This window comes from Nocardia sp. NPDC050712, from assembly GCF_040654295.1.
Lineage (GTDB): Bacteria > Actinomycetota > Actinomycetes > Mycobacteriales > Mycobacteriaceae > Nocardia.
Genome location: NZ_JBFAHT010000002.1, coordinates 1380706 through 1399882 on the forward strand (window position 1 = coordinate 1380706; position 19177 = coordinate 1399882).

General features: G+C 69.4%; 16 protein-coding genes. 8 read left to right on the top strand and 8 right to left on the bottom strand.

The window, feature by feature from the left end; genetic code table 11:
* The first annotated feature begins 135 nt into the window (after positions 1 to 135).
* Positions 136 to 1086, top strand: coding sequence for an acyl-ACP desaturase (locus AB0H76_RS17210; protein ID WP_357324164.1), 951 nt, complete (start codon positions 136 to 138; stop codon positions 1084 to 1086).
* Complete coding sequence (locus AB0H76_RS17215) at positions 1083 to 2129, top strand: alpha/beta hydrolase family protein (RefSeq protein WP_357324167.1); 1047 nt, start codon at positions 1083 to 1085, stop codon at positions 2127 to 2129. Before AB0H76_RS17210 ends, AB0H76_RS17215 begins: the two co-directional genes overlap by 4 nt.
* Here the strand turns inward: AB0H76_RS17215 and AB0H76_RS17220 are convergent.
* Together AB0H76_RS17220 and AB0H76_RS17225 are read right to left on the bottom strand one after the other, a co-directional pair.
* Positions 2124 to 3083 carry a MaoC family dehydratase N-terminal domain-containing protein gene (locus tag AB0H76_RS17220; RefSeq protein WP_357324170.1) on the bottom strand — a complete coding sequence of 320 codons (960 nt, stop codon included), beginning with the start codon at positions 3081 to 3083 and terminating at the stop codon, positions 2124 to 2126. The genes AB0H76_RS17215 and AB0H76_RS17220 overlap by 6 nt on opposite strands.
* A 14-nt stretch (positions 3084 to 3097) precedes the next feature.
* Positions 3098 to 3694, bottom strand: coding sequence for a YdcF family protein (locus tag AB0H76_RS17225; protein ID WP_357324173.1), 597 nt, complete (start codon positions 3692 to 3694; stop codon positions 3098 to 3100).
* A gap of 341 nt (positions 3695 to 4035) precedes the next feature.
* Here AB0H76_RS17225 and AB0H76_RS17230 point away from each other — a divergent pair, with 341 nt between their 5' ends.
* Complete coding sequence (locus AB0H76_RS17230) at positions 4036 to 5253, top strand: alpha/beta fold hydrolase (RefSeq protein WP_357324176.1); 1218 nt, start codon at positions 4036 to 4038, stop codon at positions 5251 to 5253.
* Positions 5254 to 5350: 97 nt separating this feature from the next.
* Entirely contained in the window at positions 5351 to 6400 is a 1050-nt protein-coding gene (locus AB0H76_RS17235; RefSeq protein WP_357324179.1) for an alpha/beta hydrolase family protein, read from the top strand.
* 1 nt (position 6401) lies between these two features.
* Here AB0H76_RS17235 and AB0H76_RS17240 read toward each other — a convergent pair whose 3' ends face one another.
* Together AB0H76_RS17240 and AB0H76_RS17245 are read right to left on the bottom strand one after the other, a co-directional pair.
* Complete coding sequence (locus tag AB0H76_RS17240) at positions 6402 to 7940, bottom strand: glycosyltransferase family 39 protein (protein WP_357324182.1); 1539 nt, start codon at positions 7938 to 7940, stop codon at positions 6402 to 6404.
* Positions 7940 to 9955 carry a type I polyketide synthase gene (locus tag AB0H76_RS17245; protein WP_357324183.1) on the bottom strand — a complete coding sequence of 672 codons (2016 nt, stop codon included), beginning with the start codon at positions 9953 to 9955 and terminating at the stop codon, positions 7940 to 7942. Before AB0H76_RS17245 ends, AB0H76_RS17240 begins: the two co-directional genes overlap by 1 nt.
* A 468-nt stretch (positions 9956 to 10423) precedes the next feature.
* Here AB0H76_RS17245 and AB0H76_RS17250 point away from each other — a divergent pair, with 468 nt between their 5' ends.
* Positions 10424 to 11419 (top strand): alpha/beta hydrolase family protein, encoded by a 996-nt coding sequence (locus AB0H76_RS17250; RefSeq protein WP_357324186.1) that lies wholly within the window; start codon positions 10424 to 10426, stop codon positions 11417 to 11419.
* On the opposite strand, the gene AB0H76_RS17255 is transcribed toward AB0H76_RS17250, so the two are convergent.
* Positions 11416 to 12636, bottom strand: a complete 1221-nt coding sequence (locus AB0H76_RS17255; protein ID WP_357324189.1) for a helix-turn-helix domain-containing protein — start codon at positions 12634 to 12636, stop codon at positions 11416 to 11418. The two genes, AB0H76_RS17250 and AB0H76_RS17255, sit on opposite strands and share 4 nt — an antisense overlap.
* A 309-nt stretch (positions 12637 to 12945) precedes the next feature.
* Here AB0H76_RS17255 and AB0H76_RS17260 point away from each other — a divergent pair, with 309 nt between their 5' ends.
* Entirely contained in the window at positions 12946 to 13422 is a 477-nt protein-coding gene (locus tag AB0H76_RS17260; protein ID WP_357324192.1) for a hypothetical protein, read from the top strand.
* A 14-nt stretch (positions 13423 to 13436) separates the two neighbouring features.
* Here the strand turns inward: AB0H76_RS17260 and AB0H76_RS17265 are convergent, their stop codons facing one another.
* Entirely contained in the window at positions 13437 to 15029 is a 1593-nt protein-coding gene (locus AB0H76_RS17265; RefSeq protein ID WP_357324195.1) for a GMC family oxidoreductase N-terminal domain-containing protein, read from the bottom strand.
* A 460-nt stretch (positions 15030 to 15489) separates the two neighbouring features.
* Positions 15490 to 15834, bottom strand: coding sequence for a DoxX family protein (locus AB0H76_RS17270; protein WP_357324198.1), 345 nt, complete (start codon positions 15832 to 15834; stop codon positions 15490 to 15492).
* A gap of 104 nt (positions 15835 to 15938) precedes the next feature.
* Here AB0H76_RS17270 and AB0H76_RS17275 point away from each other — a divergent pair, with 104 nt between their 5' ends.
* Both AB0H76_RS17275 and AB0H76_RS17280 read left to right on the top strand, forming a co-directional pair.
* Entirely contained in the window at positions 15939 to 17057 is a 1119-nt protein-coding gene (locus tag AB0H76_RS17275; protein ID WP_357324201.1) for a sigma-70 family RNA polymerase sigma factor, read from the top strand.
* A gap of 776 nt (positions 17058 to 17833) precedes the next feature.
* A complete protein-coding gene (locus AB0H76_RS17280; RefSeq protein ID WP_357326226.1) occupies positions 17834 to 18577 on the top strand; it encodes an SDR family oxidoreductase in 744 nt (247 codons plus the stop codon).
* Between the two features lie 2 nt (positions 18578 to 18579).
* On the opposite strand, the gene AB0H76_RS17285 is transcribed toward AB0H76_RS17280, so the two are convergent.
* Positions 18580 to 19173 carry a TetR family transcriptional regulator gene (locus AB0H76_RS17285; RefSeq protein WP_357324204.1) on the bottom strand — a complete coding sequence of 198 codons (594 nt, stop codon included), beginning with the start codon at positions 19171 to 19173 and terminating at the stop codon, positions 18580 to 18582.
* Between the last annotated feature and the right edge of the window lie 4 nt (positions 19174 to 19177).

Below are 19177 nucleotides of genomic sequence, written 5' to 3' on the forward strand. Positions count from 1 at the left end.
GCTTGTGATTCCGCCCAACGCGGCGGGTTGCGGCTGGTGAGATGCCTGATTCCGGCGGCGATCGGGCGGTGGTGGGTCCGATTCGGCCTAATCTCGGATCCACCTCGAAAGCCCCGGGGGATAAAGGAGTTACCAGTGCCGAGCAGCTTGACCGATCTGGATATTCTGCGCGAACTAGAGCCGTCCGCCGAACGCCTGCTCGAGGACCATGTGCGCAAGGCCAAGGCCTGGAACCCGCACGACTATGTACCCTGGGACGACGGGCGCAATTTCGCGGCGCTCGGTGGAATCGACTGGGAACCGGAGCAATCGCAGCTGTCGGAGGTGGCGCGCATCGCGATGGTGACGAATCTGCTCACCGAGGACAATCTGCCGTCCTATCACCGGGAGATCTCGGAATCGTTTTCCCTCGACGGGGTCTGGGGTACCTGGGTGGGTCGCTGGACCGCCGAGGAGAATCGTCATGCGATCGTCATGCGGGACTATCTGGTGGTGACGCGCGCGGTCGATCCGGTGGCGTTGGAAGCGGCCCGGATGGCGCACATGACCACCGGTGTCGCGAAACCCGTGAAAGGGCCGCAGTTTCTCCGCTCGGTCGCCTATGTCACCTTGCAGGAGTTGGCGACTCGCATCAGTCATCGCAATACCGGAACCGCCTGCGGTGAACCCATCGCCGAAGCTATGCTGCAGCGCATCGCCGCCGACGAAAACCTGCATATGATCTTCTATCGGAACCTCAGCGCCGCCGCGCTGGAGCTGTCGCCGAACGAGATGCTGCGCGCGATCACCGATATCGTCACGCGCTTCCAGATGCCCGGGCTCACCCAGCCCAACTTCCGGCGCAACGCCGTGCTGCTGGCCAAGAACGGCATCTACGATCTGCGCCAGCATCTGGATGTGGTGCTCCGGCCGGTGCTGCGCGCCTGGAATGTCTTCGAGCGCAACGACTTGACCGCGGACGGCGAGCGGGCGCGCGACGAACTGCACGCCTACCTGGAAGAGCTGGACCTCAAGGCGACCCGGTTCGAAGAACAGCGCGATCGCGCTCTGGCCCGGGAGAAGCAGCGGTCCGCCGTCACCTTATGAACAGACGACTACCCAGAGCCGCCGCGGCGATCGCAGCCATCGCCGCGGTCGCCGCCGCGCCCGTGCTCGCCCAGGCCCCCGCCGAGCCGAACAATCCGCTGGTGGACCAGCCGGCCACCCCGCCGCCACCGGTCGACCCCAAGATGACCCGCACCGGCCTGCTGCGCACCGAACCGGTGGGCCCGCGCCGCGAGCGCCTGCACATCGCCTCGGCGGCGATGCGGCGCGAGATCACCGTCGACGTGCTGCGCGGCAGTGGCGAGGGCCCGCGCCCGGTGCTGTATCTGCTCGACGGCGTCGACGGCGATCCCACCTCCGGCTGGATCACCAAGGGTGGTGCGGCGGAGTTCTTCGCCGACAAGCCCGTGGACGTGGTGCTGACCAGCGGCGGTACCGGCAGCATGTATTCGGATTGGGTGCGCCACGACGCCGCGCTCGGGCTGAACCGGTGGGAAACCTTCCTCACCGAGGAATTGCCGCCCATCGTGGAGTCGCTGCTGCGCTCGGACGGGAAGCGCGCGATCGCGGGCGTGTCCATGGGCGCGCAGGCCGCGATGATGCTCACCCAGCGCCACCCGGGCCTGTATCGGGCGGTCGCCGGGATGAGCGGCTGCTACTCCACCGCCGATCCGCTCGGGCACGCCGTCACCACGATCACCGTGGCCTCGCGCGGCGGCAACGTCGAAAACCTCTGGGGTCCACCGAATTCCCCCGAGTGGGCGGAGCACGATTCGCTGCTCGGCGCCGAACGGCTGCGCGGTACCGCGATCTACCTCTCGGCCGCCACCGGCGCGCCGACCGCGGCGGATCTGGTCACCATCGCCAATTCGCCGTCGATCGCCGAGGCGCTGCGCACCGCGGGCGGCGGCACCGCGCTCGAGGCCGGCGCCCGCCAGTGCACCGAGCGTTTCGCGGGCCGCCTGCACGAGCTGGAAATCCCGGCCACCGTAGAGTATTCGCCCGCGGGCATGCACACCTGGCCGGACTTCGAGGCGCAGCTGCCCCGGGCCTGGCAGGTGCTGGCCACCGCGCTGGGCCTATAGCCCCAGCGCGGGGAAACGCATCTCCGCCGCCGCGTAGCCGAACAGCCGGCGGCCCTCGGCCCGCGCGTCGAGTGCCACCGTGGCCTTGCGGCGGCGGACGTCCATCGAGGTCACCCGCCCGCGGAATTCGATCGGGCAGGGCTGGGCCGGTGCGACCCGCAGGGCGTGGGTGTAGTGCGCGAACTGGGCGCGGAACCGCAGCACCGCGGACGGATCGCCGGACCAGGCGCTCAGATATCCCGCCGCCAGCCCGAGCTTGAGCATGCCGGGCGCGATCACGGCGGGGCGGTCATCGGGTGCGCCGAGCACCCGGGCATACCGGTTCAGGTCGGAGCGGGCGAGATCGATGACCTGTGGCGGCAATTCGGAGCCGACCGTGAGGGCATCGAAATCGACTGTCGTGCGCGGCATCCGGAGCGAGACCGGCCGGGCCAGGGTGGCCGGGCGCACCGCGCTCAGCACGGCCTGCCGGGCCGGACGCGGCGCCCCGTCGTCGGTGCGGGCCAGCAGCGCGGTGGAGCCGGTCTGCACCACCGCGCCGCGCTGATCGGTGAGCACGGTCTTGATCGCGAGCACGTCGTAGGCCGCGAAATGCCGGAACGATTCGAAAAAGGCGCGGCAGGTCAGGCGATCGCCCGCCACCAATGGCCGTACCGGGTCCAGTACCTGGTCCGCGTGCAGAATGCGATCGGGATCGTAACCGGGCACCAGGGAGTCCAGAATTTCGCGCTGGGCTCGGGTGACAATTACCGATCCGAAAGTCGGCGGCGCGATGAGCGCGGGGAAACCGAGCGCGGCCGCGGCGCTGTCGCGCCAATGCGCCGGATGGAAATCGTGGACGGCGAGCGCGAATTCGCGAATACGTTCCCGGGTCACCTGGTAGCTGGCTGCGGGGAAGTTCCGCAGGGTGACGGGCGCGCCCGCGTGTGCGAATGCGGCGGCGAGATCACTCATGATTTGCTCCTGACTCAGGCCGGGCCGAAGGGCAGCGCGAGCAGCGGGATCTGCTCGGGGGTGAGGGTGCCGCTCACCGCGACGCCGGCCGCGACGAAGTCACCCGCCGCGCGGTCGATGTGGTCGGCGGAGGTGACCACCACCGCGTCCAGCGCGCCGATCTCACGCATGATCCGGGCCGAGTAGGCGGCGTTCTCCACGGTGCAGGTGGCGTCGGGGTCCAGGTGGATCCGTTCGGCCGGAATGCCGTGCGTCACCAGCCACTGCGCCATCGCGCCCGCCTCGGTGACGCCGTTGCGCGGATTTCCGCCGGTCACGATGATCGGCGCGGCCGGTGCGAGCAGGGCCTGCACGAATCCGGTGTGCAGGCGGGCGACGAGTTCCGGCCGCATCGCGCCGTCGGGCAGCAGGCCGTAGCCGAGCACGACGATCGCGGTGCCGGGGCCGCGGAAACCGAGCTGCGTCGTGGTGGCCGGCGCGGGCTCGGTGATGGCGGAACCGGAGTTCCCGGCCACCGCGGCCGGGGCGCTCAGCAGTACCGCGGTAGCGCCGGCCAGGCCGGCGGCGGCGCACAGCGCGGGGTGGCTGCGCAGGGTTTTCGAGTCGAGCATGGCAATCTCCGTTGATTAGCCACCGAGTGGCCGTCACTGTCTGGAATTACTTGACCCATGATTGCCCCGGACAGCGTGAAGTCGGCCCTGCTTTTTCGGATATGGGGAGTATTCACCGTTGCGAGTGGGCCGTTTTGGGACTACCCGCACATTCGGAGAAACGGTGCTTCAGACCGGCACTGTGCCCGATCCCTGTTTCGGTTCGAGGCTTTTCGTGAGGTGTCCAGACACCGATCTGTCACGTCGTTTTCCGGATCCTTCGGTTCTAGCGTTCTGCGCAGTCTCAGTGTTCGCCACCGGCACGGCGGGTGCTGGCACTGCCGATTACAGGAAGGCTAGTCATGAAACGAAGTACCTGCGGCCGCTCGGCCCGTTGGAAAGGGACCGGTGCCGCGGTGGTGCTGGGCGTTTCCGTCCTCGCCATGAGCTTTGCCGGGGTTCCGGCGCAAGCCGAGCCGGCGCCCGCACCCACCGAGCAGACCCTGGCCGATTACATCCGGGCAGGTCTGAAGGTGCAGCCCGTCGCCGATTCCGGTTCCGGCACCGGCTCCTCGTGCAATTCCGGGTCCGGCACCGGCTCGGGCAACGGCTCCGGTGACTGCTACGGCGGTTCCGGGTCCAGCTCCGGTTCGGCCGGTGGATATGCCAGCGACACAGTCGGTTACGGCCCGCCCCAGACCTCGTGGCTGGCCGCGTTCGGCTACGGCCTGGCCAATCCCGACGTCGCGCCGCCGGGCACCAACGACTGGAACTGCAAGCCGACCGCGGAGCATCCGCGACCGGTGGTCGCGGTGCACGGCACCTGGATGAACGCCTACAACGGCTTCGCCTTCATGGGGCAACCGATGAAGGACGCGGGCTTCTGCGTGTTCACCTTCAACTACGGGCGCTCCAACCTGCTCGAGGGCGGCGGCCTGGGCTCGGTGCTGCCCGGCGTCATGGGCACCGGCTACATCCAGGATTCGTCCAAGCAGCTGGCCACCTTCGTGGACCGGGTGCTGGCCGCGACCGGGTCGGACGAGGTCGATATCGTCGCGCACTCGCAGGGCGGCTCGATGTCGAACTGGTACACCAAGTTCGACGGCGGTGCGGCCAAGGTGAAGAACCTCGTCACCTTCGGCGCCACGCACCACGGCACCAGCTTGGACGGTATCGGCGCACTCGGCCGCGCGGTCAACAACCTCGGCATCGACGTGCTCGGGTTCATCGAGATCTTCGTCGGGCACGCGGGCATCCAGCAGACCATCGGCTCGGATTTCGTCAACCAGCTCAACGCGAACGGCGACACCGTTCCGGGGGTGGACTACACGGTCGTCGGCACCCGCTACGACGAGGTCACCAACCCCTACGAGCTGACGTTCATCAAGGCGGGACCGGGTGCGACGGTCAACAACATCACCTTGCAGGACGGATGCGAGCAGGATGTGTCCGACCACCTGACGTTCATGTATTCGCCACGGGCGCTGTCCATCGCGCTGCGGGCCCTGGACCCGGTGGGTCATCCGCAGCTGGTCTGCACCTTCAATCCGTGGCTGATCGGAGGTGGTGGCTCGCTCTGACGCACTGACAGCCGGCCCCCACCGAGCGGACTCCGCACAAGTTCCCCCGCTCGGTGGGGTTCCGGCGTATTTTCGTTTCTGATCTTAGGAGGAGCCGATGCGGGCCGTTGCCGTCGCTGTGGTTTCGATTGCCCTGCTTGTCTGCTCGCCCGGCTCCGGGATCGCGGCTCCGGCCCCCGAACCGCTTCCGGCGCGGGCTTTTTCGTCTGCGCGCCCGGCGCCCGACGGGTCCCACCTGATGGCCGCGGCGCAGGGCGCCGGCCGGGTGGTCGACCTGACCGTGTACTCGGCGGCCATGGGGCTGGCGGTGCCGGTGGCGGTGCTGCCGGCCGCCGACCCGGCGCGGCCCGCGCCGGTGCTGTATCTGCTCAACGGTATCGACGGGGGCACCGATTCCGACCGCTGGACCGACGGCAGCAACTGGCTCACCAAAACCGATGCGGCACAGTACTTCCTCGGCAAGCAGGTCACCGTGGTCATCCCGATCGGGGGCCAGGGCAGCTTCTATGCCGACTGGCTGACCGACGACCCGGTGCTCGGGCGGCAGCGCTGGACGACCTTCCTGACCCGCGAACTACCGCCGATCGTGGACACCGCCTTCGGCGGCACCGGCGCGAACGCCGTCGCGGGACTGTCGATGGCCAGCGGCGCGGGCTTCCGGCTCGCGCTGGCCGAGCCGGGGCTGTACCGCGCGATCGGGTCCTACAGCGGGTGCGTCCGGACCAGCGACCCGCGCGGCCGGGCGCTGATCGAGACCGTGGTCGCGGTCCGGCGCGGCAACGCGCTGAACATGTGGGGCCCACCCGGCGATCCGGCCTGGGCCGCGAACGATCCCTATCTGCACGCCGAGCGGCTGCGTGGCCTCACCATCTACGTTTCGACCGGGTCCGGCCTGCCCGGACCGCTGGATGCCTTCGGCGCGCCGGGGGTCGGGTCGGACCCGATCAAACTCGCCGATCAGGTGGTGCTCGGCGGGACGCTGGACGCGGTGGCGCTGCGCTGCACCGAGCAACTGCGGGATCGGTTCGCGGAGCTGGCGATCCCGGCGACCTTCGACGTGCGGCCGACCGGCACGCACTCCTGGGGATACTGGCAGCAGGACCTGCACAACTCCTGGCCCCTGTTCGCCTCCGCGCTCGGCGAGTGACCTAGAGCCGGCGCAGGCCCGGCCACGCGGCCGACCAGGGCGTGCTGGGATAGCGGCATTTCCACACCGCGACATGCTGATTCACGCCCGGATAGCCGAACCACTTGTCGATCCGGGCCAGCTCGACGGTCTCGGCGAAGTCGATGCCCAGGGCGACCTGCGGGCGCTCGGTGCCGATGTAGAGGACGGTGGTGCCGGCGTCCGGTGGCGGCTCGAAGTAGGCGTAGCCGCGGTGCGGGCTGTACACCGCGGGAAAGCCCACCGGGGGACCGTAGTGGTCCAGTGCCGCTGCCTGCCAATAGTTCTGGGTGACCAGCACCAGGCCGGGCAGCTGGTCCATCGGCACCCGGCGATAGGCGGCGTCGACGCCCGTGAGCAGGTCGTCCCATCCGCCGGGCCCGAAAACGCGGCTGCGCCAGTCGAATCGCGCGTACCGATCGGTGGGCTGGCGCAGTTCGGACTGTGGCCGGGGTAGCCCGAGGACCGCCCCCACACAGATCGCCGTGGCGACGGCGGTCAGGGCGACACCGGCGGTGCGCAGCCGGCGCGGCAACCGCACGTGCGCGAGGTAGACCGCGCCCGCGGCGAACAGCCCGGGAAACGCGGATACCGTGTGCGCGGGCCGCAGGCAGCCGCCGAGCACTCCGGCCACCCCGATGACCACCACCGGGATCAGGAAACGGTAGGGCAGCAGCCGCGGTGACCGGAACCCCGCCCACATGCCCGCCAGCAGCAGCACGCCCATCGGGCCGGTCAGCAGCACGATCTCCCACGGCATGCTCGCCAGGTCCCGCTGGTCCCGGATCAGCGCGCCCATCGCCAGCTGCGGCCAGTCGTTGGCGTGCTGCCACAGCGCGGCCGGAACGACGGAGACGGCGAGCAGTCCGGTCCCGATCCACCAGGCCGGTCGGGTGAAGATCTGCCGCGGCCCGAGCAGGGCGAAGCCCAGGGCGAAGGCGGCCCAGACGAGCAGGGCCGGCCATTCGACCTGGAAATCCAGTGCGGCCACGATACCGGCCAGCACCAGCAGGTGGTCGCTGTGCGTGCGCACCCAGCGGATGAACAGCCAGCTGATCAGCGCGGCGAGGGTGGCGGCGAAACAGTAGGTGCTCAGCATCGCGGCTTGCAGGACCGCCGCCGGCGTCACCGCGTAGGCGAGCGCGGCCAGGGTCTGCGCGCCCCGGCCGCCGCGCAGCTCGCGGGCGATCAGGGCGCTCAGCACGACCGCGATCAGCGTCATCAGCAGCGCCGGAAGCCGCAGCGCCACCGTGTCGTTCGGCGCCAGGTGCTCGGCCAGCGCGGCCAGCAGCGGCACCCCGGGTCCCTGATCGGCGTAGCTCACGGCCGGATGCCGGCCCGCGCCGAGGAAGTAGAGTTCGTCGCCGCCGTAGTCGTAGCGGTCCAGGCGCGCGAACAACAGCACCCCGGCCACGGCGGTGATCGTCGCGACCTCACCCCAGGCGAACGGCGGCAGCCGGTCGGCCGCGCGGTGGCGGCCGGGGGTGACGCGCACCGTGCGCGCACCGAATTCCACCGCCATCAGCGCGTCCAGCCCACCCGATCCGGGTCGCCGAGCAGCGCGCGGCCGCCGTGCGAACGCTGCTCGAAAAGCGGTAGGGGAGCGGGCAATCGGGTGCGCTGCCACGGGTAGCGCGGCAGCGGCTGGTGTGCTGTCGGCGGGCGGCCGGGCGGGAAGAGCGCGTCGAAGTCGAGGACTCCGGCGCCGTAGAGGCCCGCCAGTGTCTCGCGCAGGCTCTCGTTGTCGGGCCGCGTGCGGTCCAGCGTGGCCACCGTGGCGCCGGTTTCGCCCGCGGCCAGCAGGAGTTCGCGGATAGTGCCCGAGAGCACCGGGTGCGGGCCGACCTCGAGGAACACGCGGCTGCCCGCGCCGATCAGCGCGGTGACGGCGTCGGCGAAGCGGATCGGCCGGCGGAGGTGGGCACACCAGTAGTCGGCATCCCACTCGCCCTCGGTGACGAGCGCCCCGGTAACCGTGGAGTACAGCGGGATTCGCGGACGCCGCGGCGTCGGCTCGCCGAGTTCGGCCGCGGGCATGCCGTCCGTCGTGGTCTGCGAGCGGGCGCGGTGACAGGCCACCCGCACGGCCTCGGGCAGGGTGAGCACCCCGCTGACGTAGGCCGCGGACACCTCGCCGACGCCGTGGCCGACGAGCGCGGCCGGCCGGATCCCGAGCTCGGCCAGCTCGGCGACCAGGGCGACCTGGACCAGGAAGTTGGCGGACTCGGCGATCTCGGTGGCGCTCACCCCGGAATCGACCTCAGCCCGCATCAGCAATTCCGCGAGCGGCGACCACCCGGCCACCGCCTGGAACTCGGCGTCGATCGCGCGGGCGGTCTCGGCGAAAGCGCCTTCGGCACCGAGGAGTTCACGCGCCATGCCCCACCACTGCGGGCCCATGCCGGAGAACACGAAGACCGGTTCCGCGGTGCGATGTGCGACGGTGCGGGTGGCGTCGGGGCCCGCGCCGGCGGCGAAACGCCGGAGTTCCCGGACCATGTCGCCGGAACCGCCGAGCAGCACGCCGGCGCGGAACGGGTGCTGGGCCATCCGCGTCCACGCGGCCTCGGCCAAGCGGCCGGGATCGGCGCCCGCGGTCAGCAGGTCGGCGAAGCGGCCCGCCATCGCGCGCACCGCCGACGCGCTGCGCGCGGACAGCGGCAGCACGCCGTAGTGCCGGGGCGGCTCGGTGACGGCGCTCGGCTCCGGCCGGTATTCCGCCAGAATGGCGTGCGCGCTGGTGCCGGCGTAGCCGAAACCGTTGACGGCGATGGTCATCCGGGCGACGTTCGCGGCGAGGGGTGTCGCGCCGAGCCGGCCTCGCGGCGGGATGATGCGGTGCTGGACGGCCAGCGCGGCCTTGATCACACCGGCGACGCCGGAGGCGGCTTCGGTATAGGAGAGGGTGTCGGGGGAGCGGCCCGCGCGGGCGCACACCTCCCGGGCCAGCGCCTGTGCGTCGGCGTCGGGCCCGTCCTGGTCGGATCCGGTCGCCTCGACGACCGCGTAGACCCGGTCGCCGTGGCGCACCGCGTCGTCGAGCCGCTCGAGCGCGACCATCCCGCCGCCGCGGCCGTAGCCGGTGTTCACACCGCCCGCCAGCACCACCGAGTAGTCGCCGTTCGCCAGGGCCTGACCGGCCAGATGCAGCGCGGCCAGCGGCGACGAGCACGCGGTGGCGACGGTGCCGGCGGGACGCATCATGTCGATCACCGACCGGTCGACCGTGCAGCCGCCGACGTAGACGCCGACGGGTGTGCGCGCGGCCCGGCCGGCGATGCCCGCGTCATCGAGTGCCTCCCAGGTCACCTCCAGCAGCAGCCGCTGCCGCGGGTCCAGCTCGGCCGCCGCGCGCGGGGAGATACCGAAGAAGCCGGGGTCGAACTCCCGCGGATCCGCGGCGTGGTAATGCCGGCGGTTCGCCGGGATATCGCCGGCCGCGTCCTGTTTGCCGACGACGAACTGCCAGAAACTTTCGGGTGATTCGATACCACCGGCAAAACGGCAACCGATACCCACAACAGCGATGTCCGACACGACGGTCCTTCCGAACTCGGGCACTGGGAATTCAGCAACTCTGCGCTGACGTCGAGCCGAGTTGGATGGCCGCCCACGAGACCGCCGGGGCTGCCGAATCTGGCTCACGTTACGCACGGCGGGAGGGCCCGAGAACCTCTGCGCCGCAAGGTCTTGGCAGTACACAGCGATGACCGGGTCGGACTGTGAAGGACACCAAATTGCCGGATGTTCGCGTTCATCCGGCATTCCGCGCCGCGGACAGTGGTATTTCACAAGTCGGCGGCGGCCTTATCTGTGTGCCTCGAGAAGCTCGGGCAACCGCGCGGTGAATGTCGCGCGTAATCGGTACTGTCGGCTCCGCCGGTCGTCACCGGAATTCTTGCTCACCATTATTCGATGGCGGAAACCCGGTCTTTCGCCGGGGCTCGAACCCGCTCTCGCACCGCAATCCGAGAAAACTATCGACCCGCTCACGAGGAGTATCCGATGAAGCTACGCACCTGGGTGCAGGTCTGCGCGGTGCTGGCCGCGTCGCTGGTGGCGGCGCCGCCCGCCGCCGCCGCGCCGGACCGGCCCGCGATCACCGGTTCCTGGCCCAAGGACGAGCGCACCGTGCAGTTGCGGGTCTACTCCGCGGCCATGCGCCAGGACATCATGGTCGACGTGCAGCGGCCCGCCGACCGCTCGGTGCCCAGCCCCACGCTGTATCTGCTCAACGGCGGTGGCGGCGGCCTGGATTCGGCCACCTGGCAGAAGAACACCGACGCCCTTGCCTTCCTGGCCGGCAAGCAGGTGAACGTGGTGCAGCCGGTCGGCGGCAAGTGGAGCTACTACACCGACTGGCGCGCGCCGGACCCCCGGCTCGGGACCAACATGTGGAAGACCTTCCTCACCGAGGAGCTGCCCCCGCTGATCGACGCCGAACTCGGCGCCACCGGCGTGAATGCCATTGCGGGACTGTCGACCTCGGGCACCGCGGTGCTGCAGTTGCCGATCGCCAAGCCCGGGCTGTACCGCGCGGTCGCCGCCTACAGCGGGTGCGCGCAGACCAGCGACCCGATCGGGCGCGAATTCATCAAGCTCGCCGTGGAGAGCTGGGGCGGCGGCGATACCGTCAACATGTACGGACCCCCGGACGACCCGATGTGGGCCGCCAACGACCCCTACCTGCACGCCGATCAGTTGCGCGGGCTCGAGCTCTACCTCTCCACCGGCACCGGCGTGCCGGGCATGTACGACGTCTACAACGGCAGCCACATGCAGCCGGGCCCGCGCGGTTTCGTCAACCAGCTGCTGCTGGGCGGCGTGATCGAGGCCGCGGTCAATTGGTGCACCCAGAACCTGCGCACCAAACTCGACGGCCTCGGCATCCCCGCGACCTACGACTTCCAGCCCACCGGCACGCACTCCTGGGGCTATTGGCAACAGGCGCTGAAGGATTCGTGGCCGGTGCTGGCGCGCGGACTCGGACTGCCGGGCTAGCCCGTCCGGTAGGACCGAGCCACCAGCGCCGAGCGCAGATACCACAGCCCGGAGGGCTGGGCCGGATCGAAACCGGTGAGCTGGGCGATGCGCTTGAGCCGGTAGTCGACGGTGTTGGTGTGCACGTGCAGCACCCGGGCCGTGCGCTGGCGGTTGAGGTTGTTGGCGATGTGGCGTTGCAGGGTCTCCAGCAACTCGGGGTGCTCGTCGAGCGGGTTCAGTAGCGAACCGAGGTACTCCCGGCCCGGGCCCGGGCGGGTCAGCTGGTACTCCAGCGCCAGCTCGTCGAAGCGGTAGAGCCCCGCGACGGCTTGCAGGCGCTGCACCATGTCCAGCAGTTCGTGCGCCTGGTCCGCGGCGTCGGGGATCTGATCCGGCGTCGCCTGCACCAGGGTCGCGGTGATGCCGACCTGCGCGGCGTGCGAGAGCTGCACCACCAGCGCGTCGAGTTCGGCGCTGTCGAACATGCCGGCCGGGATCAGGACCGTGCCGCCGTCGATGCTGAGCAGCGACAGCGCGTGGTTGCGGCAGCGGGTGGCGAGTTCGGCCTGCACCCGCCGCAGTTTGCGCCGGGCCACGACTTGGCTGTCCACCGCCGGGTTGGTCTCCTCGCGGTGCGGCGGAATCGCCACCGCCACCACGTCGTAGGACGCGGCGACGGTGATGCCGCACTCGCGGGCCATGGTCGAGGTGCTGTGCCCGCCCAGCAGCGCCGAGGTCAGCGTGTGCACGGCGGTGTGGTGCTCGCTCACCACCGAGCGCAGTTCGCGCACGTAGGCGACCGAGATGGCCGAGGTGATCTGGTCCAGCATCTCCAGCACCATCTTGGCGCCGTCGACCAGGTTGTCGTAGTCCTTGAGCGTCGCGCTGGACACCACCAGCTCCAGGCCGATCTTGAAGCCCTCGTGGATCGAGTGGTGGATGGTGTCGATCGGCACCCCCTCGCGAGCCCAGCCCGCGGCGGCTTCCTGCAGCCGTGCGAGCTTGGCGGGTATATCGACCCCGTCGAGCATGCTCACCGCGAATTCCAGGCAGACCCGGGTGATCGTGGTGACATCGCCGCTGATGGCGTCACCGGGCAGGGTTCCGCACGGCACCACGTTTTCCACGAAGTGGCCGACCATCTGGCGCGAGAGTGAGCGCACGTCCTTGAGAGAGGACGACATCGGTTTGCCCGACAAGGTAAGGCTCGGGCGAGCCGAACTGTCGACGGTCATTGGCGACTTCCTTCCACCCCCGAAATTGCTGTGTGGCGCATTCACACTAACCGTAGCGGACGTGCAACGGATCGATTCCGCACGCAATGTGCAATCGGATAGCCACCGACCAGGCGAAATTGTGACGGTGCACAGGAAATTCGAATTAGGCGGGTTCGGTCGGTGGTTTCGACTCGACCGTTACCGTGCCGGTACCGGTAGTATCGCCCTCGGAGGGCCGGCACCCCGAAAACCGGGGGCTTGCCGGATATGTGCTGGGCGCGCAAGGTGGGAAGCGGAGTGGTGCTACGAACGGATAGGGGCAGGCGTATGCGACCGGCTCTGAGATGTCTTGTCTGGGAACTGGACAACACGTTGTGGGACGGCGTCGTCTGCGATGCCACGGGCACCATGCCGAAGCCGGACGCGCTGCGTACCTTGCGCGCACTGAGCGATCGCGGCATCTGGCATGCCGTGGCCAGTCGCAGCGATCGGGCCCTCACCCTGGACGCGCTCTATCGGCACGGCCTGCACGATATGTTCGCCGCCGTCGAGATCGGCTGGGGCCGAAAATCTTCCGCGATCATCCGGGTCGCGCAAACACTGGGCCTGCCGCTCGAGACCATCGCCTTCGTCGATGCCGAGCCGGTCGAGCGCGCCGAAGTCGCCCAAGCGCTACCGCGCGTGCGCTGCTATGCCGCGCGCAACGTCGACGTGCTCACGGCGCTGCCCGACTTCCGCCCGGTGCTGCACTCACGCCCGACACCGACGCCGCCCATCGGCTTCGACCGGGTGCCCGCGCTGTAGCGCGCTGTCGTCGGTCAGCCGGCGTCGGCGAGCAGGAATTTGGCGGCCTGTTCGCCGACGAAGACGCTCGGGGCGTGGGTGTGGCCGCGGATCAGCAGCGGCATCACCGAGGCGTCGGCGACCCGGAGCCCTTCCACTCCACGGACTTTCAGGTGCGGATCGACCACGCTGGCCGGGTCGGTGCCCATGCGGCAGGTGCCGACCGGGTGGTAGAGCGTGTGCGAGTAGCCGTTGAGCGCCAGCGCGAGCGTGTCCTCGAGCTCGGCCGGTGCCTCGGGCGGGTAGATCAGCGGACCGAGCACCGCCTTCAGCGCCGGTGTCGCGGCGAGGTTCGCGCACACCCGCAGCCCCGCCAGTAGCGCGGCACGGTCCGCGCCCTCGCTGTCGGTGAGGTAGCCGGGGTCGATCACCGGTTTGGTGGTGGGATCGGCTGCGGCCAAACCGATTCGGCCGCGGCTGTAGGGGCGCAGCAGTACGGTCGCCAGGATCACTCCGTGCCCGGTCGGCTCCTGTAGTCCCTCGTGGAAGAACGGAGCGGGCGCGTAGATCAGCTCCAGATCGGGGAGCTCCAGATCCGGGCGCGACCGCACGAAGCCGTACGCCTCGGCGACGTTGGAGGTGAGCATGCCGCGGTGCCGCACCAGGTAATCGACCAGCTGCCTAGGCTTTTCGGCGTCGAAGAGGGAATCGGTGCCGACGTGATAGCCGATCCCGGCGACCAGATGATCCTGCAGGTTCGCGCCCACCTCGGAGTTGTGCTGCACGGTGGGGACGCCGTGGGTGCCGAGTTCGACCATGTCCCCGACGCCCGAGAGCATCAGCAGCTGCGGGCTGTTGATCGCGCCGCCGCACAGCACCACCTCGCGGCGCGCGCGCACCGTCGTGGTCGTGCCGCCGTGCCGGTATTCGACGCCCACCGCGCGCTTGCCGTCGAAGAGCACCCGGGTGGCCAGCGCCTCGGACACCACCGTGAGGTTGCGCCGCTTCATCGCCGGTTTCAGATACGCGTCCGCGGTGCTCCAGCGGCGGCCGCGGCGCTGGGTCACCATGGTCTGGCTGAACCCGTCGGGCTGCGGCCGGTTCGGAGACTCCACCGCGTACCCGGCTTCCTGTACCGCCGCCAGGTACGCCGCGGTCGACGCGCGCGGGCTGCGCTGCTTGGATACATGCAGCGGCCCGGTCGCCCCTTCGTCCGGATATTGCGCGTCCTGCACGCTCTCGATGCGCCGGAACTGCTCGATCGCCGCCCCGAACCCCCACTCGTCGCCGGCCAGCAACCCCCACTCGTCGTAGTCGGCCCGGAACCCGCGCACCCACATCATCGCGTTCATCGACGACGACCCGCCGAACATCTTGCCGCGCGGCCAGTAGATCTGCCGGTGGTCCAGCTCCGGCTGCGGCTCGGTCAGATAATCCCAATCCACTTCGGAGCGAAACAGTTTCGAGAACGCCGCCGGAATATGGGCATACTTGTTCTTGTCCGGCGGCCCCGCCTCCAGCAATACCACCTGGATCCCCAGGTCGGCGCTGAGCCGGTTCGCCAGCACCGCCCCCGCCGACCCGGCCCCCACGATCACATAATCCGCCGATAGCTCACCCGTGGTCATAGCCTGACTCCCATCCGCACCGCGCCTCCCCAACATACGAGCCCGCCGAACCGCAACGCCCGGGTTTCTGCAAATCGACCCGCGAGGGGGCGGCGAACAGCGCGACCGAAGCCGCGGCGGCGAGCAGGTACGGCAGCGGATACGCGAGTACCGAGGTTCGTCGCGCGCCTGGCCCTCGGCTGGGAGCGGGACTGCGTGGCAATCGAATACGACGGCGTGCGGCACGGTCCGACTCCGCCCAGCGCATCCGCGATATCGATCGCCACAGCCTCCTCCCCGAACTCGACTGGCACACCATCCGAGGCAGCGCCGAAATGCTGCGCCATCGCCCCCACACCATCCTGACCCGCACCCGCACAGCCCTCGACGCCCGCGGGGGAATGCCGCCATGATCAGCCGGAACTGATGGCGGCATCGGCTGGGAAGGCGCCATCAGCTCCGGCTGATCTTGGTTGGACAGTTACACGGCGAACAGGGCGGCGGAGGCGGCGGCGGTGAGCAGGTACGGCATGGGGTAGGCGAGGTCGGAGTAGCAGCGGGCGCGCAGGATGGTGGCTACCGCTAGGAGGAAGTAGATGGTGAGGCCGAGCGCGGCGGCCAGTGCCAGTGGGGGAATCGCCAGGCCGACGAGCAGGCCGAGCGCGCCGACCGCCTTGATCGCGGCCAGGGGATACAGGGTCCATTCGGGGATGCCGTACTGCTTCATGTTGGTCCGGACCCATTCGGCGCGAACCACATCCACCAGTGCGGCCGCCGCGGCGAACACGGCGGCGACGACGGTGCAGACGAGGTAGACGGTGTGCATGAGGGTTACCCTCCTTGGTCGGTGCGCTAGGCATCTGGGATGGTGAAGGCGGCCGAGCGGCGGCCGCTACCGACTTGACGGATCCCGGCGGCGATAGGTGACAGGTGAGCGGGCAGGAATTGCTGGCGCGGCGTTTCGAGGACCGCCGCGCGCACTTGCGGGCCGTCGCCTACCGGATGCTCGGCTCCGCGGCCGAAGCCGAGGACGCGGTACAGGAGGCGTGGCTGCGGCTCGCCAAGTCCGACACCTCGGACATCGAGAATCTGGACGGCTGGCTCACGACGGTGGTGTCGCGGATCTGCCTGGATCTGCTGCGCACCCGCACCTCACGCCGGGAAGATCCCCTGGAGTTCATCGACACGGTCGCCGACAGCGACCCCGAACACGAAGCGGTGCTGATCGATTCGGTCGGCCGCGCCCTGCTCGTGGTGCTCGACACCCTCGGCCCCGACGAGCGCGTCGCCTTCGTCCTGCACGACATGTTCGCCGTCCCCTTCGACGAGATCGCACCCGTCGTCGGCCGCACCACCGCCACCACCAAGAAGCTCGCGAGCCGCGCCAGGGTGCGCGCCGGAGGCGGATCCGGCACCTCTGCCACCGCCGAGCAGCTCACGAGCGGTGCCAGGGTGCGCGCCGGAGGCGAATCTGGCACCTCTGCCACCACCAAGAAGCTCGCGGGCCGCGACAAGGTGCGCGCCGAAGTCGAATCTGGCACCTCTGCCACCGCCGAGACACTCGCGGGCCGCGACAGGGTGCGCGCCGGAGGCGGATCCGGCACCCCTGCCAACACCGAGCAGCTCGCGAGCGGTGCCAGGGTGCGCGCCGGAGGCGAAGCCGCAGCCGAACTCGGCAGGCAGCGCGAGATCGTCGAAGCGTTTCTGGCTGCCGCGCGCGAAGGCGATCTCGCCGCCCTGCTGGCAGTCCTGGCGCCCGACGTCGTCCGAACTGCCGACCCCGCCGCCCTCCCCGCCGGCATGGCCGTGGTGATCCGCGGCGCCCAGGCTGTTGCGGGGGAAACCGTTGTCTTGCAGCGCCGTTCGCAATTCGCCGCGATCGCCCTGGTCGACGGCGCAGTCGGGATCCTCGTCGCACCGCACGGCAAACTTGCCCTCGCTCTGCGGATGACCATCACCGGTGACCGAGTCGCCGCCTACGAGGTCATCGCCGACCCGATCCGCCTCCACGACCTGGATATCGCGGTTTTGCCGGACCGTTCAACGTAGTCGACTGGCTGTTCGAGCGGGACACGGCGAACAGCCGTGCCAGATCCGGTCGTCGCCTGCCCGGCTGTTCTATGTGCTTGTCCCGCTGGATGTGTTGATCCGATTCGCCTCCGCGAGCTGGACGTCGCGGTTTTGCTGGACCGCTCAACGTAGTCGACTGGCTGTTCGGACGGGACATGGCGACCGCCGTGCCAAATCTGGTCGTCGCCTGCCCGGCTGTTTCAGGGGCTTGCGCCACTGGGCGTGTTGATCCGATTCGCCTGCGCGATCTGGACGTTGCGATGCCGCCGGACTGTTCGGCGTAGCCGAGGTGGCGTTGCAAGGGCGTCGGCACGATCTGCTCGGTCAGCGCAGCGTCCGAGTCGCGCGATCGTCGGAACCAGGGGAGGGGACTGGCGAAGGATCACCGCCAACATTTCCGGATGACCCTTGTAGCGCTAGGGGAGGGATTGGGTGGGTTGCAGACTGTGGTGACATCGATCGCGCACTTCTTGCGGCCCCAATTTGGTTGCCCTCGAATTCAATTGCCTCTCGAACGGGCAGGAGGTCGTGCTGTGGCATGCTTACATAAGATGCTGAAATTGCCCTATGCGCATCAATGCATGTGAGTACCTTATCGGCACGCAACTGCGCTGAACCGGAACTTTCAAAAACGGCCTCGAGCAGGAGAGGCGGCGGCCGAGTAGCTGCCACTGTCCGTTCCGAACGTCTGGTAGCCCTGCGGAGTTCGCGGGGTAGCGTGACGGCGGATCGTCGGCTGATGCGGAGGTGTGAGTGTGGGGTGCGTGCTGGTTACCGGAGGTAGCCGGGGGATCGGGGCGGCGGTAGCGCTGGAGTTGGGGCGGCGCGGGGAACGGGTGTGTTTGACCTATCGGCAGGATGCGGAGTCCGCGGCGACGGTCTGCGCCACGATCATGGCCGGCGGCGGGGTAGCGCTGCCGGTGCGCGCCGATATGGCCGAGCCCGAGGACATCGAGCGATTGTTCGCGACGGTCGACGCGGAGTTCGGTCCGGTGACCGGTCTGGTGAACAATGCCGCGATCCTGGAGAAGCAGTGCCGCGCCGAGGAACTCGACGTGGAGCGTCTGCGTCGAGTGATGGCGGTGAACGTGATCGCGCCGATGCTGTGCGCGCGCAACGCGGTACGGCGGATGTCGACGGCGCACGGGGGCGCGGGCGGCGCGATCGTGAATGTGTCCTCGGCCGCGGCCCGTCTCGGATCACCGGGGGAGTACGTCGATTACGCGGCGAGCAAGGGTGCACTCGACACCTTCACCCGCGGGCTCGCACTGGAGGTCGCGGGGGAAGGAATCCGGGTGAACTCCGTGCGCCCCGGCTTCATCTACACCGAAATGCACGCGGACGGCGGCGAACCCGGCCGGGTCGATCGCATGGCGCCGACGCTGCCGATGGGCCGCGGCGGTCGGCCCGAGGAGGTCGCCGAGGCCATCGTATGGCTGCTGTCCGAGCAAGCTTCCTATGTGACCGGCACATTCATCGATGTCGCGGGTGGGCGCTAGCCCTACCGCAGGATCTGCAACGCGGACTTCTCGATCAGATCGGCGATCTCGGAATACGACGCGTACCCCATACCCGCCCGCACCAGCGCCCCGGCGTAGATCAGCTCCAGCGACTCGACGACGTCCAGATCCGGTTCCGGCCCCAAGGCCCGGATCAGCCGCTTGCGAATCTCGGCCCCGATCCGGGTGCGCAAATGCTCCACATCGGGATCGCGGCCGAGCAACGCGCTGGTGACCGCCCCGGACAGTTCCTGCTCATCGGCGACGAGCATGGCGATGGTGCGCAGTTCGGCGACGACCCGGACCGCCGGATCCGGATCTTCGCTGGCGGGTGAGGGATTGGACACCAGGCGGCGCCAGAAGATCTCGGCGACCAGGTGTTCCTTGGAGGAGAAGTAGGTGTAGGCCGTCGCCGTGCCGACGCCGGCGGCGGCCGCTACCAGACGAATGGTCATGCCCGCGAACCCTTCGCGGGCAAGCACTTCCACGGCCGAGCGCGTCAGCTTGTCGACGGTGTCGGCCTGCTTACCGGTGAGGCGGCGACGCGTCGCCTCCATGATGAGGGGCGTACCGTCGATGGACTGCGCTTCGGACATGTGT

Coding starts and splice junctions, on each gene's coding strand:
- AB0H76_RS17230 (WP_357324176.1), top strand. CDS start 4,036: ATGAAACGAAGTACCTGCGGCCGCTCGGCCCGTTGGAAAGGGACCGGT.
- AB0H76_RS17270 (WP_357324198.1), bottom strand. CDS start 15,834: ATGCACACCGTCTACCTCGTCTGCACCGTCGTCGCCGCCGTGTTCGCC.
- AB0H76_RS17225 (WP_357324173.1), bottom strand. CDS start 3,694: ATGCTCGACTCGAAAACCCTGCGCAGCCACCCCGCGCTGTGCGCCGCC.
- AB0H76_RS17215 (WP_357324167.1), top strand. CDS start 1,083: ATGAACAGACGACTACCCAGAGCCGCCGCGGCGATCGCAGCCATCGCC.
- AB0H76_RS17285 (WP_357324204.1), bottom strand. CDS start 19,173: ATGTCCGAAGCGCAGTCCATCGACGGTACGCCCCTCATCATGGAGGCG.
- AB0H76_RS17240 (WP_357324182.1), bottom strand. CDS start 7,940: ATGGCGGTGGAATTCGGTGCGCGCACGGTGCGCGTCACCCCCGGCCGC.
- AB0H76_RS17255 (WP_357324189.1), bottom strand. CDS start 12,636: ATGACCGTCGACAGTTCGGCTCGCCCGAGCCTTACCTTGTCGGGCAAA.
- AB0H76_RS17260 (WP_357324192.1), top strand. CDS start 12,946: ATGCGACCGGCTCTGAGATGTCTTGTCTGGGAACTGGACAACACGTTG.
- AB0H76_RS17250 (WP_357324186.1), top strand. CDS start 10,424: ATGAAGCTACGCACCTGGGTGCAGGTCTGCGCGGTGCTGGCCGCGTCG.
- AB0H76_RS17265 (WP_357324195.1), bottom strand. CDS start 15,029: ATGACCACGGGTGAGCTATCGGCGGATTATGTGATCGTGGGGGCCGGG.
- AB0H76_RS17220 (WP_357324170.1), bottom strand. CDS start 3,083: ATGAGTGATCTCGCCGCCGCATTCGCACACGCGGGCGCGCCCGTCACC.
- AB0H76_RS17235 (WP_357324179.1), top strand. CDS start 5,351: ATGCGGGCCGTTGCCGTCGCTGTGGTTTCGATTGCCCTGCTTGTCTGC.